The 15,627-nt window shown below is 32.3% G+C and carries 15 protein-coding genes and 8 tRNA genes; 7 read left to right on the plus strand and 16 right to left on the minus strand.

Annotation, left to right across the window (positions count from 1 at the left end):
* Positions 1-42 precede the first annotated feature (42 nt).
* Positions 43-285: a membrane protein insertion efficiency factor YidD gene (gene yidD, locus CD147_RS09470; protein ID WP_206185151.1), complete on the plus strand. Its 243-nt coding sequence runs from the start codon at positions 43-45 to the stop codon at positions 283-285.
* Here yidD and menC read toward each other — a convergent pair.
* Both menC and menE read right to left on the minus strand, forming a co-directional pair.
* Positions 282-1,289, minus strand: a complete 1,008-nt coding sequence (menC, locus tag CD147_RS09475) for an o-succinylbenzoate synthase (RefSeq protein WP_103167154.1) — start codon at positions 1,287-1,289, stop codon at positions 282-284. The genes yidD and menC overlap by 4 nt on opposite strands.
* A gap of 4 nt (positions 1,290-1,293) precedes the next feature.
* Entirely contained in the window at positions 1,294-2,685 is a 1,392-nt protein-coding gene (gene menE, locus CD147_RS09480; protein WP_103167155.1) for an o-succinylbenzoate--CoA ligase, read from the minus strand.
* A gap of 533 nt (positions 2,686-3,218) precedes the next feature.
* Between menE and CD147_RS09485 the strand changes: the two genes are divergently transcribed.
* Together CD147_RS09485 and CD147_RS09490 are read left to right on the plus strand one after the other, a co-directional pair.
* Positions 3,219-3,458 carry a hypothetical protein gene (locus CD147_RS09485; RefSeq protein WP_103167156.1) on the plus strand — a complete coding sequence of 80 codons (240 nt, stop codon included), beginning with the start codon at positions 3,219-3,221 and terminating at the stop codon, positions 3,456-3,458.
* Between the two features lie 439 nt (positions 3,459-3,897).
* Positions 3,898-4,587 carry a hypothetical protein gene (locus CD147_RS09490; protein ID WP_103167157.1) on the plus strand — a complete coding sequence of 230 codons (690 nt, stop codon included), beginning with the start codon at positions 3,898-3,900 and terminating at the stop codon, positions 4,585-4,587.
* A gap of 1,129 nt (positions 4,588-5,716) precedes the next feature.
* On the opposite strand, the gene CD147_RS09495 is transcribed toward CD147_RS09490, so the two are convergent.
* From CD147_RS09495 to hemE, 12 genes are all read right to left on the minus strand, one after another.
* Positions 5,717-5,807, minus strand: a tRNA-Ser gene (locus tag CD147_RS09495).
* A 52-nt stretch (positions 5,808-5,859) separates the two neighbouring features.
* Positions 5,860-5,931 (minus strand) — tRNA-Glu (locus tag CD147_RS09500).
* 1 nt (position 5,932) lies between these two features.
* Positions 5,933-6,007: transfer RNA gene (locus tag CD147_RS09505), tRNA-Asn, on the minus strand.
* An 11-nt stretch (positions 6,008-6,018) separates the two neighbouring features.
* A tRNA-Gly gene (locus CD147_RS09510) sits at positions 6,019-6,092 on the minus strand.
* Positions 6,093-6,105: 13 nt separating this feature from the next.
* Positions 6,106-6,181, minus strand: a tRNA-His gene (locus tag CD147_RS09515).
* Between the two features lie 13 nt (positions 6,182-6,194).
* Positions 6,195-6,267: transfer RNA gene (locus CD147_RS09520), tRNA-Phe, on the minus strand.
* A gap of 11 nt (positions 6,268-6,278) precedes the next feature.
* A tRNA-Asp gene (locus CD147_RS09525) sits at positions 6,279-6,354 on the minus strand.
* A gap of 15 nt (positions 6,355-6,369) precedes the next feature.
* A tRNA-Met gene (locus tag CD147_RS09530) sits at positions 6,370-6,443 on the minus strand.
* 391 nt (positions 6,444-6,834) lie between these two features.
* A complete protein-coding gene (locus CD147_RS09535) occupies positions 6,835-7,395 on the minus strand; it encodes an RBBP9/YdeN family alpha/beta hydrolase (RefSeq protein WP_103167158.1) in 561 nt (186 codons plus the stop codon).
* Positions 7,396-7,501: 106 nt separating this feature from the next.
* Complete coding sequence (gene hemY / locus CD147_RS09540; RefSeq protein WP_103167159.1) at positions 7,502-8,896, minus strand: protoporphyrinogen oxidase; 1,395 nt, start codon at positions 8,894-8,896, stop codon at positions 7,502-7,504.
* Positions 8,897-8,914: 18 nt separating this feature from the next.
* A complete protein-coding gene (hemH, locus tag CD147_RS09545; protein WP_103167160.1) occupies positions 8,915-9,838 on the minus strand; it encodes a ferrochelatase in 924 nt (307 codons plus the stop codon).
* Positions 9,839-9,869: 31 nt separating this feature from the next.
* A complete protein-coding gene (hemE, locus tag CD147_RS09550) occupies positions 9,870-10,907 on the minus strand; it encodes a uroporphyrinogen decarboxylase (RefSeq protein ID WP_103167161.1) in 1,038 nt (345 codons plus the stop codon).
* 268 nt (positions 10,908-11,175) lie between these two features.
* On the opposite strand from hemE, the gene CD147_RS09555 reads away from it, so the two are divergent.
* A complete protein-coding gene (locus tag CD147_RS09555) occupies positions 11,176-11,676 on the plus strand; it encodes a signal transduction protein TRAP (RefSeq protein ID WP_103167162.1) in 501 nt (166 codons plus the stop codon).
* 66 nt (positions 11,677-11,742) lie between these two features.
* Here CD147_RS09555 and ecsB read toward each other — a convergent pair whose 3' ends face one another.
* Positions 11,743-12,966 (minus strand): ABC transporter permease EcsB, encoded by a 1,224-nt coding sequence (gene ecsB / locus CD147_RS09560; RefSeq protein ID WP_103167163.1) that lies wholly within the window; start codon positions 12,964-12,966, stop codon positions 11,743-11,745.
* On the minus strand, positions 12,959-13,699 hold the full coding sequence (ecsA, locus tag CD147_RS09565; protein WP_103167164.1) for an ABC transporter ATP-binding protein EcsA: 741 nt from the start codon (positions 13,697-13,699) through the stop codon (positions 12,959-12,961). The genes ecsB and ecsA overlap by 8 nt, the downstream gene beginning before the upstream one ends.
* A 131-nt stretch (positions 13,700-13,830) precedes the next feature.
* Here ecsA and CD147_RS09570 point away from each other — a divergent pair, with 131 nt between their 5' ends.
* The 3 genes from CD147_RS09570 to CD147_RS09580 all read left to right on the plus strand — a co-directional run bounded on the left by CD147_RS09570 (position 13,831) and on the right by CD147_RS09580 (position 15,423).
* Complete coding sequence (locus tag CD147_RS09570) at positions 13,831-14,256, plus strand: HIT family protein (protein WP_103167165.1); 426 nt, start codon at positions 13,831-13,833, stop codon at positions 14,254-14,256.
* 102 nt (positions 14,257-14,358) lie between these two features.
* Positions 14,359-14,733, plus strand: coding sequence for a YtxH domain-containing protein (locus CD147_RS09575; protein ID WP_103167166.1), 375 nt, complete (start codon positions 14,359-14,361; stop codon positions 14,731-14,733).
* A 132-nt stretch (positions 14,734-14,865) separates the two neighbouring features.
* Positions 14,866-15,423: a DUF3267 domain-containing protein gene (locus CD147_RS09580; protein ID WP_103167167.1), complete on the plus strand. Its 558-nt coding sequence runs from the start codon at positions 14,866-14,868 to the stop codon at positions 15,421-15,423.
* Positions 15,424-15,627 lie beyond the last annotated feature (204 nt).

Genomic DNA, 15,627 nt, shown 5'->3' on the forward strand with positions numbered 1-15,627 from the left:
GTGTTAAAATATATAATAATGAAAGTTTGTTGGAGGCTTAAAATGCTTAAAAAATTATTTTTAGGAATAATCCACATTTATCAACGTTATATTTCGCCTATGTCACCACCTACATGCCGTTTTTATCCTACTTGTTCTGAATATACACGTGAAGCAATTGAAGTTTACGGAGCAATAAAAGGCGGCTATATGGGCATTCGTCGTATATTAAAATGCCATCCGCTTCATAAAGGTGGCTTTGACCCTGTCCCTTTAAAAAAAGATAAAGACAAACATAAACATTAATTTAAATATAATAATTTAGACTTATCAACTTGAGGAGGATTAAATGAAATTAATCCTCTTTTCAACTTACCTACACCTTGTGTAAAATCTTCATTAAAGTAATATCCATCTGGCGTCACATCACCTGGATAAGTTCCCTCTTTAGCTAGTAAAGCCGTGAAATACCTACTTAACCCATATTCATACATTCCACCAATCACAAATTTTATATTATACGTTTTTAATTGATTGATTAATCGTAGCACTCTATCTATTCCACCTACTCTAAATGGCTTTATAACTACAACCTTAACTGGATACTTTTCAATAATCGATAAAATTGTTGTTTCATCTATAGCTTTTTCATCAATAGCAATTGATGGATAATCTGTTAAGTCAAGTTGATGTAATATCGATAAGTCTTTAAACGGCTCTTCTATATATATAATGTTACCTAGTGCTTGTTTCTTAATTTTCTCAAAATCTGAAATATTGAGTGACTCATTCGCATCGAGTGCGAGGTTAACGTTAAATGGTAATTCTGTAGTCAGTGTTTCTATATCTGATAGAAGTGTATCAGACCATTTCAACTTTATACGAGATGGCTGTGTTGTTTGCAGTGCTTTGAGCTGTGTCTTGGTTAAACCGCTTGCTGTAGCGCCATATTCCACTTCAAAGCTAGGCAATGGATGATATATTTGATAAATAGCCATCACTATCGTACATCTCGCTGCAGGTTGATGATCTAATAATTCTAAATAAGGCAACCATTCTTCAAACGACGTAAACGTTTTATTTTTAATCTTCTTTGACCACTGTGCTAAGGTCTGTTTTACAGAAGTGATTGTCTCTTTATCATACCAATCCGTTTCAAACGCATTACACTCCCCATAAAACGAGCCGTGTGTATCAGTTACTAGTTCTACAATAAGCGCTTTACGATGAGTTAGTCTTACCTTAGGAGTAATAATCGCTGATTTAAATTCAGCATCATAGTAATAGAAATGAACATCTTGAATTCTCATTAAATTAATCTCCTTGTTTCACTTTATTACGTTGAAGCTTACCAGTTGAGGTATAAGGCAAAGTTTCTACTCGTTGATACGCTTTCGGTACTTTATACTTCGCTAAATATTGTTGTAGAAAATGAGTAAGTCGCTCTTCTTGAATGTCTATTTCAGATACATAGTAAAGTTTTGGTACTTGGCCCCACGTCTCATCGTTAAGAGGTACACATACCGCATCTTGAATCGCCTCATAGCGCTTAGCTACCGTCTCAATTTCATAAGGGTAAATATTTTCTCCCCCACTAATAATCAAATCTTTACGACGATCATACACCATCACATAACCATCTTTATCAATTTCGGCAATGTCTCCAGTCTTAAAATATCCCTCTTCAAACGTATCGCTTAAATGACTAGGATATAAATAACCATTCATGACATTTTCTCCCTTGATAAGTAACTCGCCCCGTCCCTTTTTATCAGGATGCTTAATTTTAACCTTCACATTGTCACTTGGTTTTCCTACTGTATCATAACGTTCCGCAAGCATTTGAGGCGAAGCCGTTAAGAATTGAGAGCACGTTTCCGTCATTCCAAACGAATTATATATTGGTAATTGATAACTCAATGCTCGATCAATAAGCGTGGATGATAATTTTGCGCCTCCCAATAATATTTTTTCTATTGAAAATGGTTGCGTTAACCCAGCATCCATTAACCATTTCAACGTTTGAGGTACAAGCGATACATGCGTAGGCTCTTCATGTTTTATAATAGATAACATTGTTTCAGTATGATACTTTTTCAAAATACGCACCGTAAAGCCCTCAATAATTGAGCGTAGAAATACGCTTAGACCTGAAATATGATAAATAGGTAAGACCGATAACCATATCGTTTGTTGATTAAATCCTAAGCTTTCTTTACACCCGAGAGCACTTGCGTAATGATTTCTAAAAGTTTGTGGTACCGCCTTTTGCGGACTGGTAGTCCCTGAAGTAAACATAATTGAAGCAATATTATCAATATCAAATACCTCATTATTGGATTGTTTCTTATATGTATGTAAATCACTACTTTGAATGACATTAAACGACGGTAAGTCAAAGTGAGTAGTAGTTATAATTGTAGAAATATTTACTGAATTCATTTGATTGATCATTTCTTGTGGTGTTAGTCGCGTATTAATCATCGCCACTTCTACATTAGCTAACCAGCATGCATTAACTAAAATTACTGAGGCAAGATCATTATTGATATACAGGCCTACTCTATCCTCATTTAAAGATAGTATATTCTCAGAAAGTGAATAAGCTTTTTCGTATAAATCTTTAAAAGTGATTGTTAAGTCGCCCTCGCTAATAGCAATCTTATCTCCATTGTATAGGCTTTGTTCTTTTAACCAAAAATCCACTGCGCATTCCTCCATAATTTGTACACATTAATTATAACGATTTTTAAGGAAGTTAGCAGTGGTTATGATTAAATGAAATAATAAATAGTTAATTTATTTAGGATTATAAGAGTATTTAGTGAAATAATTAATAGGTCATTAATCTATAATTGAAAATATGCAGCTCAACCAACACAAAAAAAGCCATAACTAATCAACTAGTTACGACTCGTGCCTATGATTTTCAATTATAATGCCTAGTCTCATAGGAAACGGCTACTATCGTTCAATGTATTTTGGTTTACAAAGTCCACGCATTGTCGTTGACTTATTTATAGTATAATATATTTATAAAATAAATACAATATAAAATTTTGGATTCCCCCGCTTTTCATTACTATTTCGCTGGAACAATTGTTAAAATCATATTCATGAATGTTAAAATAGATATACTATTAGTATCCACTATAATTATTAATAACTTGTCATGAATAGATGACAGTTTAATGAGACTTTGAGTGATTTTAATATAGATAATAAAGGGGAATGTTGAAATGAAATTTAATGAATGGACTATCAATATCATTTATAAAGGAGAATATGAAGTATTATCAAACAATAATACCTTTGTTGTTATAGATGAAGACGATGATTTCGCTCTTTTCATCAGAGAAAAAGACGGCATATTAAAAGTAAATAAGATTAATTACAATAGTGACTTTTATATCAATCATGATAAAAAGGAACTAACTCTTGAAATACATAATCCCCTTTTAGAAAATGATGAATATTAAAATTCACACTGTATAGTCAATATAAATTCGTTGATAAGTATTTCGCTATATAATAATTGAAATTTGAATACTATATGCTATCAGAACACTTTTAGATTTTAAATTTTTAATATCGATTTTTAGTATTTTCGCTATCTTTCATAATACATAAATATTAATTCAACTTTGGCATGAAAAACGTCTAGTACTTTATAAAAGTTTAAGAAAATATCGCAAATAACGAATTTTTTCATTATAATATAGTTAGCAAGTTAACTAAGTTATATTTAAACACGGTAATTATAACTTATATGAACTTGCTTTTTTTGGTTCAACTTAAAGTTTTGCACTATAAGATAAAGAGTATTATAAAAAGATTGCTATTTACACACATATAGATAATTAATTCATATATTTACATATGTTTGAATATAAAATATAAATTAAAGGGAGATTTTAAATGAAATTTAGATTATTAGGTACAGCATTATTATCATCTACATTACTATTAGCTTCATGCGGGCAAGATGAGGAGAAATCAAACAAAGATGAGGATAAAAAAGCTGAACAGAAATCAAACAAGAAAGCAGAAAATAAGAAACATGATACAAAAGAGAAAGTAAATAATAGTGCTAAAAAGAAAGATAATCCTAAAGCTAATAACGATGAAGGAAATAATGAAACGGCTGACGGTGAACAAATAGAAGACTCTCAAGATACAAGTGAACATCAAGAATCAGAACAGCAAAATAATACGCAAACTTCTCAAACACAAGAACAATCATCAAATCAGCAAAATAATTCACAATATACTCAGTCCCAAGAACAACCCTCTAATCACCAACCTACAAAAGAGGAAATAGCTGAATGGGATAGACAAAATATTAAAGGTGGAACTGATTATGGTTTAATAGACCCCGAAGAAGCAAATGCAGATAGCTCTCACTCTAACGATTCAAATGAAAACTATGACTCAAACAATCCTTATATGAATTTACCTAATCAAGAATGGCGTAATAATACTGGTGATGGTCTATCTTCAGGAGAAAAACAGCTTCAATATCAAATTGAAAAAGGCGAATATGAGGGTGATGATGGTCAACAAATACTTGATGCCTTAGATTATTATCAAAATCAATATGGTCAATAATTACTTTTCATTACGATAATTAATTTATAACGCTCGAACCATTAAAATTTTTGAAGTTATATTACATTGATTAACCCTATCCTAGTAGCGAGCGTTTAGACAAACAAAGAAAGAGCACGTATCAAATTGTTAATTGCTTATTCTATTAGAAATTTCACTTTAAATACAAATAACTTTATGTAAAATGACTACTAATAGCTCCTCTAAATTATAATAATTTATATATGGATGTTTAGATTAAGATTTTATACTTAATAATATATAGAATATATTAATGGATAGTACGCCTGCCCTTATCATATTAAATTTTTGTAGAAGGTATAAAATATCATTGTAAAAGGAAACTATATGATATAAAAAAGAGACGTTCATAACGTCTCTTTTTTCTTGGAATCTTGTTAGGAAAGATTCATTTTACGATGCTACCATATATTAATATATCTTGCTATTACCTTAATGATAGATCTTAATAGTTTATTCTCTTTAACTCTGGTACATTATTTAATGACTGCCCCGAGTGGCCGTCTCTTTATTACAATTACATCATAGCAAAACCTAATATATCATGCAATTTAAAAATCAATTTCTAAATACTCTCTTTATGATGCCACATTTAACAATTCTAATTAGTCCATATAATTTAATTCATTCATGAGTAAACCTTTCTCAATTTTAACAAATTTTTACGGTTGGCAATGCTTTTATTAAAAAACCAATAAAAGTATAAAACCGTTCTGGACTCTAGTACGGGGGTATCACTTAAAATTATTGCGACATACTCATTGATGTTATTTATTAGCTAATGGTATGTCAATTCAGTATATATCTAAGCGATTAGGTCATGCTGATATATTAACAACTTATAGAGTATACTCTCATCTTATTAAGGAGTATGAATACCAAGAAGATAATAATATGATAGAACAACTTAATAAGCTTATGACTTAAATTTTGGTTGACTAAACACGTTGACCAAAACAGGAATTTTTTCTTTAAATTTAGTCAACGGTTGACTAAAATTTTTTTAATGGATACGAACTATTATTAAGCAAAATATCTCAAAGTATTGATATATCAAGGCTTATAGAAAAAAGCCTAGAATGGTTTTTTACCATTCTAGGCTCTAGTATGGAGAGCAAGGGATTCGAACCCTTGAGACGCGATAAAGCGTCTACACACTTTCCAGGCGTGCTCCTTCGGCCAGACTCGGACAGCTCTCCTTAATAATAAATAACAGAAAAAAACAGAAGCGATATTTCACTTCTGTTTGTATGACTCCTACGGGACTCGAACCCGTGTTACCGCCGTGAAAGGGCGGTGTCTTAACCGCTTGACCAAGGAGCCATGGCTCCACAGGTAGGATTCGAACCTACGACCGATCGGTTAACAGCCGATAGCTCTACCACTGAGCTACTGTGGAATAATTTATAATGGAGCGGGTGATGGGAATCGAACCCACAACATCAGCTTGGAAGGCTAAGGTTTTGCCATTAAACTACACCCGCATCTTAACGATTATGGGGCGGTTGAAGGGAATCGAACCCTCGAATGTCGGAACCACAATCCGATGCGTTAACCACTTCGCCACAACCGCCAAAATGATTGAATGGTTCAGGACAGAGTCGAACTGCCGACACATGGAGCTTCAATCCATTGCTCTACCAACTGAGCTACTGAACCGTAATAAGTAATGGCGGTCTCGACGGGAATCGAACCCGCGATCTCCTGCGTGACAGGCAGGCGTGTTAACCGCTACACTACGAGACCAATTAAGACTATGTATTGCGGGAGGCGGATTTGAACCACCGACCTTCGGGTTATGAGCCCGACGAGCTACCGAACTGCTCCATCCCGCGCTAATATTATTTGATGTCTCAAAAATCAGTACTTAACTAGTGTATCATTAAACACTTTACAAAGTCAACACTTTTTTAATTAAATTTAACATTTCTTTAATTTAATCTTTATAAAGTAATGCGATAATTAAAAGTAAGTTGTTGCTTTTTTCAATACTTTATTAGTATATATATTTAGTTCTCTATAGTCAATAACTATTATAAAGTAATTTGTGTAAAAAAACGCTACACTTAAAAAATTTTAATTAAAGATACTAATTGGATGCCACTAATCAAATAAATACTAGAATATACATCTCTCATACTTACTCCCTACGCATCAAATTAACTTATAATAATTCTAATTAGCCCAAAACATCAAAGTTTATTTTGCATAATTAATCCCTACTACCTATTTAGTCATATATTTTTGCATTTTTTCCTGTAGTTCTGTAAATGAGACAAAACCCTCTTCTTCTAAGAAATGTCCGCCTTCTTCAACAATTCTAGTTCGTCCACCCAACTCATCTATTAAGTTTTGTGTTTCTTTATATGAAACATAACTATCATCTTTAGACGCTAGACCGTAAAAACGTTTAATCTTCTGTTTAATTAGATTATAATCAATCGTAATGTGATCTACCCTTATTGATTCGTCAATATCTTGAGCATCTTCTTTAAAACCAGCAATACTAAAGAATCCTTCAATAGGAAAGTCTAAATGTAATCCCTCAACAAATTTTAAAGTCGCAATTGAACCATAACCATGTGTCATAAAATAAGTATCTGCTGATTTAATGTCTATTTGATGTTTCATTTCATTAACCCACGTTTCAATATCTCTATTGTCTTCCTTATCTAAATGAAATAATTGAACATCATATCCTTCAAGTTCTAAGTTGTGTTGAAGCCATTCATACCAATGATTATGCGAGTTACCTAATTGTGAATGAACAATAATTACATTTGTCATTTATCTTTCTCCTTCTATGTAATAGCATTAATAACCATTTTTCTACTTTATTTTAAAATAAAACACTTTTAAGAGATATGCTTAACCTCTAAAAAGTGTTTCAAAGTTATAATTCTTCTATTAATTCTTCCACTGCATTTTTACCTTGTTGGATACAATCGGGTAAACCAACCGCTTCAAATGGTGCGCCAGTGATTCGCAGTCCTTTGTATGTTTGTTTAACATGTTGTTGTATTTTTCTAATTTGACTAATATGTCCTATATGATACTGTGGCATACTTTTAGGAAGTCGATTAACAATTGTAAAGTCAGGATCGCCTTTAAATGTCATCATTTTCTCTAAATCACGTCTTGCAATAGCTGCTATTTCTTCATCAGTATGGTCTTCTACAACAGTGTCCCCTGGTTTACCCACATATGCACGGATAAGTACTTTACCTTCAGGGGTAGTAAATGGCCATTTTTTTGTCGTCCATGTACATGCGGTAATGTCTGTATTACTTGTACGTGCAATAACAAATCCGGTACCGTTATACGTGTTTTCGATATTTTGTTCATCAAAAGCAAATACTACTGTAGCAACTGAAGTAGAGTCCATCTTATTGAAGTATCTAAATGCTTCATCATGATTAAACCATTTCATAAATGTTTGATGTGGCGTGGTTACTAATAAGCCATCAAAAGTTTCACTACCACCTTCAATATTAACTTCATATTCACCTTTTTTAGTAACAATATCTTCAACTGCTGTATTATATCGAATAGTTACGCCTTTACTTTCCACGTCTTTCGCTAACGCTTCAATAAAAGAACTTAGACCATGTCTAAATTGTTTAAACTGCCCTTTAGGTGCCCCAGGATACAATTGGCGTTGTTTTACTCGTTCAGCTTTTTCATGTTGCATTCCTCTAATTAAACTGCCGTATGTTTCCTCTTTCTTTTTAAAATCAGGAAACGTGCTCATTAAACTTAGTTGATCGATGTCTGTACCGTAGATACCACCCATCAATGGTTCGATTAGATTTTCAAGAATTTCATTACCTAGACGTTGTCTAAAGAAATCTCCTACTGAAATGTCATCATCAATTTGGATTGGAGATTTAAATAAGTCTAAACTTGCTCTAAGTTTGCCTAATGGAGAAATTAAACGCGTTTTTAGAAATGGTTTAATATCTGTTGGAATCCCCATAATTGACCCACCAGGAATAGGATAAAGTTTATTCTTGGCAAAAATATATGATTGGCCAGTTTGATTAGTAATCAATTCATTCTCTAGACCAAGATCTTTCGCAATCTCCGTCATGATTGTTTTACGACCTAAATAAGATTCAGGGCCTAATTCAATCGTATAACCGTCTTTACGATACGTTTGAATTTTACCTCCTGGTCGATTGGTTGCTTCAAAGATTGTGATATCAATATCTGGTTGATAACGCTTAAAGTAATATGCACTAGCAAGGCCAGTAATGCCAGCACCTATAATTGCAACTTTTTTACTCACAACGAGTCCCTTCCTTTATTAAAAAACTGTTTTAATTTCGTCTACGATGGCACCAATGAATAATGAGTCTGTATTAGGCATGTCAGGACGATAATAATTCGCGCCTAACTCGTCACAAACAACTTTACACTCATAATCGTTGTCATATAGCACCTCTAAATGTTCACATACAAATCCTACCGGTGTGTAAATGAAATTTTTATAATGGTGTGCTTCAAATAATTCTCTAGTTAAGTCTTGCACATCTGGTCCTAACCAAGGTGTACCTGTATTACCTTCAGATTGCCAACCTTGTGCAACATGTTTAATGTTAGTAGATGCTTCTAAACGTTTCATTGTATCATGTAATTCATCCGGATATGGGTCATTATTTCTCTCTATTAAGCCTTTAGGTAAGCTGTGTGCTGAAACGATCAAGATGGTTTCATCGTGTTCTTCACTAGGAATTTGTTCTAACGTTTCATTAATTTTATTCGTCCAGTATTCAATAAATTTTGGTTGATGATAATACTGTTTAACATGATGTAACTCAATACCATATTTATCTGCTTCTTCCTTAGCCCGTTCGTTGTAAGAGCCCACTGAAAAGCTTGAATAATGAGGAGCTAAGACAACAGTTACCGCTTCTTGTATACCGTCATTATGCATCTTCTCAACTGCTTCTTCTATATATGGAGAAATATGTTTTAAACCTAAATACAACTTAAATTCGACATCTGAATATGCTTCATTAAGCGTCTCTGTCAATGCTTCAGATTGACGATCAGTAGTACCAGCTAAAGGAGAAAGACCACCTATGAATTCATATCGATCTTTTAAATCTTGTAATTCTTCTTCAGAGGGTCTTTTCCCATGTCTAATATCTGTGTAGTATGGTTCAATGTCACTTTCTTTGTATGGTGTACCATAAGCCATAACTAATAAACCTACTGTTTTAGTCATTATTTAAAACCTTCCCTTATAAATTGATTCTTTATTTTCTAGTATAATCATGGACATATTGAGTCACACGTTTAAGTGTATCTGGTTGAACTTCAGGAAACACGCCATGGCCGAGATTAAAGATATGTTGACCTCTGCTCATACCTTCATCAAGGATAGCTTTAATTCTCTTTTCAAGAATATCCCAAGGTGCAAGCAATAATGAGGGATCTAAGTTACCTTGTAAAGTCTTATCGACACCTAATTGTGTAGCTTTAGTAATTGATGTACGCCAATCTAATCCCAAAACATCAATCGGTAAATCGTTCCATTCATTGATTAAGTGACTCGCGCCTACACCGAATAAGATAACAGGCACATCGTAGTGTCCTTTAATACCTTTAACTAATCGTTGCATGGCCGGCTTAATATAGTAGCGATAATCTTCTACATTTAACGCACCTACCCATGAATCGAAAATTTGAATTAGCTCTGCACCTGCTTCGATTTGAGCTACAACATAATCGATAGAAACCTCTACAAGATGGTTCATTAAAGCAAACCAAGTTTCTTCATCCCCATACATCATGGCCTTAGTAAAACTATAATTCTTTGAAGGGCCACCCTCTATCATATATGAAGCCAGAGTAAATGGTGCTCCTGTAAAGCCGATAAGTGGCACATTTAATTTTTCTTGAGTTAATAATTGAATTGTTTCTAATACGTATGGCACATCTCTTTTAGGATCGATGTGCGTAAGCTTTTCAACATCTTTAATACTGTGAATTGGATTATGAATGACTGGGCCTATACCAGACTTAATATCAACGTCAACACCGATAGGCTTTAACGGGGTCATAATATCTTTATATAATACAGCAGCATCTGTGTTGTAGTTATCAACAGGAAGTTGTGTGACATAAGCACATAATTCTGGCTGATGTGTAATCTCGAAGAGAGAATATTTTTCTTTCAGTTTGCGATATTCTGGTTGAGATCTTCCAGCTTGGCGCATAAACCATACTGGTGTATGGGACGTTTGTTCCCCTTTTATTGTTTGTAAAATTGTATTGTTTTTATTATGCACCATAGCGTCCTCCTAAATTAAAATCATTCTTATCTATAATATCATATCGTCATAATATTATCGTTTATACCGGCTTAAATGTCATAAAAAAGACATAGCGCAATAATATTTTTTATCTAGATTTCCAAATTAATTATAGATGATTTTGCATATATAAAACTACATGTTACATAAATCTTTTATTTTTCATAATAATAATGTTATATAAATAATTACTATAGTCACATTTTATATTTAACCGTATAATATAATCAACAAGGGAGGGATAATCATGAAGATAAACACTACGTATGGCACTTATGGTTTTTTAAATCAAATTCGTATGAAACATCCTGATAAAGATTTATTTTTATTTTCAACAGAGGATTCAACAGTCATTATTGAAGAAACTGATGATAAATCTATATTGAAACACCCTACTGTTTATAACACGATTAATAAAATTAATGAAATGAGTAATGAACATTTTTATTCAGCAATATTCATCCCATCTTCAGATGATCATGCATATCAGTTAGAAAAACGCCTAGCAAATTTAGATTTAAACTTTGAAAACTTTGCAGGATTTAAAAGCTATCGTTTCTTAAAACCTGTTGAAGGTACGACGTATAAAGTTTATTTTGGATTTGCTAATCGAGAGACATATGAAGATTTTAAAGAAGCTGACACGTTTAAGGATTATTTTTCAAAAGATGCATTAAAGCGCTATTTTGGTTCAAGTAGTCAGCATTCAAGTTATTTTGAAAGATATTTATATCCTATTAAAGACTAGATAATTTTAAAGGTTGCTCTATATTTGTGAGCCATGACGCTCACCCATATAAAGCAACCTATTTTTTTAATCTCTAAGTAATGTTTCTTGATACTCAAGCTTTTTAATAGTACTTCTAATTGTTAACCACCCAACGATAAAGAAAACAATTGCAAAGAAGAAAAATTGTGGATATATAATAATAAACGTCATTGCAAAAATAATACCAATCACAAACATTAAGCGATATAAGAATTTTTCATATCCTCTAATCACTTGGGTATCAGATACAGGCCAAACCTGAGGCCATAAGCCATATGCTTGCTGTGTATAGAACTGTGACATTTGTAGTAACGTAATATACATAAATAGGCTTCCAATAATAACTGTCACTATTGGTGATGACAGCCAAATCATTAATACTAAAGCAATAATGACTAATCTTAAGATGATACTAAATGCATCTCTACCTCTTACGAAACTACGTGTAAACAGGTATAAGTACATATTTTTCGGATTGAATCTTTGCCCTTTCGGTGTTGGTAGTAAGAAGTCTAAATACTTACGTCTGACTGCACTCTCTTTAAGATGCTTAACGTCTGTAAACATGTTTACAAATTTATAGTAATTTGTATGGTGTCGTTGCTCGACTGCTATCATTCTTTCCCAAGGGAATAAGTTGATTTGCTTCATTTTCGGAATAAGGAAAATTGCTACAACTACCCCTATTGTTAATATAATAGCCCAATAGAATTTATGGCCTAAAATAAGATAGTAAGTTAGGGCATTCACTATAAACAATAAGATATTAATAGACCAACTAGATAAGCGAAGTTGGTACCATTGCCATTTCAATCTTAAACCGAGATAAGGGTGTACAAGTAGTAAGATTACAAACACTACATAAGCGATTACAAGTTGATTGCTTAATTTATAAAATAATGGAAATAAGATAATCGCTATCATTATTTGTAACGCAATCCGATTAAAGTAACTATATTGTAGACTTAATTTCATATAATCTTTCATGTTTTTTTCAAATGGTAAGAGAAAGATTCGGTCTGCGTCTTTTAAAAATGTTCTAATTGGAAATATAGAAGTAATAGCTAATACAATACTTGCAAATAATGCATAGTCAATATTATGTGGGATGTGTTGCAACCATTGCCCGTAGCCTAGAATAAAGGCACCAAGTAAAATCACTAAAAAGACTGTAAAATGACCATTAAATATGAACTTATTGTAATAGCTCTTTTCTTTACGAATTGCTTGATGACGCTTTTTAAATAAGTTTGAAGCTTTCTTATTCATGATGTTGACCACCTTGAGTCACATGAATGTAGATATCATCAAGCGTCGAATCATGTAGCCCTGTTTGTTCACGAAGTTCTTCTAAATTACCTAAGCCTACTACTTTCCCTTTGTCTAAAATGATAAAGCGATCACAATAACGTTCAGCAGTCGCAAGTATATGCGTACTCATTAAAACGGTACGACCTTCGTTTTTCTTTTCAACCATTAAATCAAGCATTGATTGTATACCTAAAGGATCGAGACCTAGGAAAGGTTCGTCGATAATATATAATTCTGGATTAACGATAAAAGCGCAAATAATCATTACTTTTTGCTTCATCCCTTTAGAAAAATGACTTGGAAAGACGTTTAATTCATTTTCTAATCTAAATGTTTTAAGTAATGGTCGCGCACGTTTCATAGCTTCTTCTTCACTGATTTGATATGCCATTGCGGTCATCGCGATATGTTCTTCTAATGTCAATTCTTCATATATTACTGGTGATTCAGGTATATAAGATAATTTCTTACGATAAACTTCGATATCTTCTGTTATGTCTGTATTTGAAATAGAAAGATTGCCTTGCATAGGCGTTAATAGTCCTAACATGTGTTTAATAGTAGTACTTTTACCGGCTCCATTCAGTCCTATTAAACCTACTATTTCGCCTTCTTTTAATTCAAAATTTATATCTTCAATAACAGGACGCTTACCATAGCCACCTGTTAGATGTTCAACTTTTACTGTCATATGGCACCTCCATGAATTATATTGTACCAAAATCATTGTCTAACTACTAAAGTTAGATATGTCTTACTGACGAAATTTTAATATACTAATGATATAATAAGATACAAATATGACATAAGGAGTGAATTTAAATGGCAGAAACTGTTTTCGGCAAAATCCTTACTGGAGAAATCCCAAGTTTTAAAGTTTATGAAGACGATTATGTGTATGCATTTTTAGATATTTCGCAAGTTACTAAAGGGCATACGTTACTTATTCCTAAAAAGGCATCAGCAAATATTTTTGAAACTGATGAGGAAACAATGAAACATATTGGTGCTGCATTACCAAAAGTGGCTAATGCAATTAAGAAAGCATTTAATCCTGATGGCTTAAATATTATTCAAAATAATGGTGAGTTTGCAGATCAATCTGTTTTCCATCTACATTTCCACTTCTTGCCTCGTTATGAAAATGATATCGACGGATTTGGTTATCATTGGGAAACTCATGAAGAAGAACTAAATGATGAGCAGAAAAAAGAAATTGCTGAACAAATCAAAGCGCAATTTGAATAATTCTGCATATTGAATGACATAATAGGGTAATATAGAATTAAACTAACTTGTCGAGTTTTCTAAAGATAAAATACAACGACATATTAAGTGAGGAGAATAAACATGAAAGTAACACGCGTATTATTTGGTATTAGTGTTGGAATCGCATCAGGCATTGCAGTTTCATGGATGAATCGTGATGCTGATAGCGTGAAGAATAATACTATTGATTCTAAGACCCCTACTGGTTCTCGTTCAGAATTAGAACGTGAAATTGAATCTATCAAACGTAGTTTCCATAATATTATTGACTATGGTAAACAAGTTAAAAATGATGGTGTGGAATATGGTAGTGAAATTGGCGATGAATTTAAAACATTAATTGGTGATTTTAAATCAGATATTAATCCTAATATTGAAAAGTTACAATCACATATCGAAAATCTTCAAAACCGTGGAGAAGAAATTAGTAATACATTTTCAAAAGATAAAAAATAATTACTTGTTAAGAGAGAGGTCGAAACATAATTATGTTTCGTCTCTTTTTTTATACCTAATTTGTCTTGACTGTTTTAGTGGTTAGTTAGATAATACGTAGCGTATATAAAAGAGTTATAAAGAGGTGTCTCTATGTTCCTATGTAAACGTCAAATTGATATTCATGCACGTTTTGGTGTGCCAAGAATCGCATTCCTTAGCTTTACTATAACTGTAATTGCTTTTTTAGTGAGTTATGAAATTATGTATTATTTTGTAGACACTCCTTTATCAGACAGACATTTTATTATTTTATTATTTTTTGTAATATTAATGTACCCTATCCATAAATCGATTCATTTACTCTTTTTTATTCAACATTTCCACTCTTTTAGAATGCATAAGTTGAATAAAAAAAGATGGTTACCTTATTTTAATACTTATGTAAGCGCGCCTGTTCACAAAGTGTATTTTTGTATTAATTTATTATTACCATTTATTATAATTACTCTATTTTTAATCTTTATGACAATGATGTTCCCACAATATGGTCATTATTTTATGTTTTTATTAGCGTTAAATTTTGGAATTTCTGTACTTGATTTTTTGTATTTGAAAATAATCATTTTCTCGAATGAAGGCCAGTTTATTGAAGAACATCAAACGGGTATCAATATTTTAAAGAAAGTCCCTCATAGTTCATTGCATTAAGCTATGACGTTATGAGTCAAATTCTAATATTATTCAAATGAGCGAAACACTAATTCTTTAAAAAATGGATTTTTGTTTCACTTCTTTATTTGTAAAAATACTAACCTTTAATGCTTAAGATCTATATTCACTAATACTTTGGTAGTATTAAGTCTGTTTCTAATTGGTGTAGCATATATAATATGTTATATTTACTTTGTTATT

Source organism: Staphylococcus devriesei (assembly GCF_002902625.1).
GTDB lineage: Bacteria > Bacillota > Bacilli > Staphylococcales > Staphylococcaceae > Staphylococcus > Staphylococcus devriesei.

Coding starts and splice junctions, on each gene's coding strand:
- ecsB (WP_103167163.1), bottom strand. CDS start 12,966: ATGAATAAGAAAGCTTCAAACTTATTTAAAAAGCGTCATCAAGCAATT.
- CD147_RS09570 (WP_103167165.1), top strand. CDS start 13,831: ATGGCAGAAACTGTTTTCGGCAAAATCCTTACTGGAGAAATCCCAAGT.
- yidD (WP_206185151.1), top strand. CDS start 43: ATGCTTAAAAAATTATTTTTAGGAATAATCCACATTTATCAACGTTAT.
- CD147_RS09485 (WP_103167156.1), top strand. CDS start 3,219: ATGAAATTTAATGAATGGACTATCAATATCATTTATAAAGGAGAATAT.
- CD147_RS09535 (WP_103167158.1), bottom strand. CDS start 7,395: ATGACAAATGTAATTATTGTTCATTCACAATTAGGTAACTCGCATAAT.
- CD147_RS09555 (WP_103167162.1), top strand. CDS start 11,176: ATGAAGATAAACACTACGTATGGCACTTATGGTTTTTTAAATCAAATT.
- menC (WP_103167154.1), bottom strand. CDS start 1,289: ATGAGAATTCAAGATGTTCATTTCTATTACTATGATGCTGAATTTAAA.
- hemH (WP_103167160.1), bottom strand. CDS start 9,838: ATGACTAAAACAGTAGGTTTATTAGTTATGGCTTATGGTACACCATAC.
- CD147_RS09580 (WP_103167167.1), top strand. CDS start 14,866: ATGTTCCTATGTAAACGTCAAATTGATATTCATGCACGTTTTGGTGTG.
- CD147_RS09490 (WP_103167157.1), top strand. CDS start 3,898: ATGAAATTTAGATTATTAGGTACAGCATTATTATCATCTACATTACTA.
- hemE (WP_103167161.1), bottom strand. CDS start 10,907: ATGGTGCATAATAAAAACAATACAATTTTACAAACAATAAAAGGGGAA.
- ecsA (WP_103167164.1), bottom strand. CDS start 13,699: ATGACAGTAAAAGTTGAACATCTAACAGGTGGCTATGGTAAGCGTCCT.
- CD147_RS09575 (WP_103167166.1), top strand. CDS start 14,359: ATGAAAGTAACACGCGTATTATTTGGTATTAGTGTTGGAATCGCATCA.